The sequence below is a fragment of the Bacillus sp. P4_D3 genome (assembly GCF_056401855.1).
Map to the genome: position 1 here is coordinate 1 of NZ_JBFUIN010001115.1, position 806 is coordinate 806.

Below are 806 nucleotides of genomic sequence, written 5' to 3' on the forward strand. Positions count from 1 at the left end.
GTTCAATTATGTGCTTTCATTTGCATTTGAGAATGAGAAAATTTCAAGCATTTATATGATGGTTAATCCTGAAAAACTTATGCATTTAAATGTGAAAATATAAAATAAAGACGCATTTCAATAGAAATACGTMTTTATTTTATTACTTTTCTAACATTTCAAGAGGTACATCTTTTTCACCAGCTACCTCGAATTTAATTTCCCCGTCTTCTTCATAAATACGTTTAATAATCGGTATAGTAATCATTAATTTTTTATGCTGTTTTCGCTTTCTAGCAGCATCTAAGCTAATCACGTTCATTTGTAAGCATCCTTTCTTCTAGAAATATATAAACAAAAGAAAATGCGTCCGAAAAGGGCACTTAATTGAATTTGAAATACCGATTCATTTAAATGGGGTTTATATTATTTTATAATTGAAAACTGGTTGTAAAATAATGTGAATGGAATAATTGCACGTAGAAATTAACTTTACCAAAAAACGAAACAATATGCTATAAAAAAATTTAAAACTTTGTCATATAACGAGAAAAAGGTTTTCGTTTCGCATATAATGAAAAGTAGACGGGCAGCAAGAGCTTTTTCATCATATTGCTTTGGAAAGGCGATGAAAAGAATGGATACTTTAGATTCATTATTATCTCAACTTGAACAATATGGAGAAGAGCATGATCGACATAAAAAAACGCGGGAAGAAAAATTACGGAATATTTCTCGTGAGATGGGACAATTTTTATCAATTTTAGTAAAAGGATGTAATGTAAAAAAAATTTTAGAAATTGGAACTTCAAATGGTTATTCTACAT

General features: G+C 28.6%; 1 protein-coding gene and 2 pseudogenes. 2 read left to right on the top strand and 1 reads right to left on the bottom strand.

Translation table 11 applies throughout. From position 1 onward, the window contains the following. Nucleotides 1–103, top strand: a pseudogene (locus tag AC1DTM_RS29665) (RNA polymerase sigma factor SigJ); the annotation flags it as partial. Nucleotides 104–142: 39 nt separating this feature from the next. Here the strand turns inward: AC1DTM_RS29665 and AC1DTM_RS29670 are convergent. Then, complete coding sequence (locus AC1DTM_RS29670; RefSeq protein WP_002157830.1) at nucleotides 143–301, bottom strand: hypothetical protein; 159 nt, start codon at nucleotides 299–301, stop codon at nucleotides 143–145. A gap of 306 nt (nucleotides 302–607) precedes the next feature. On the opposite strand from AC1DTM_RS29670, the pseudogene AC1DTM_RS29675 reads away from it, so the two are divergent. Then, nucleotides 608–806, top strand: a pseudogene (locus AC1DTM_RS29675) (methyltransferase); the annotation flags it as partial.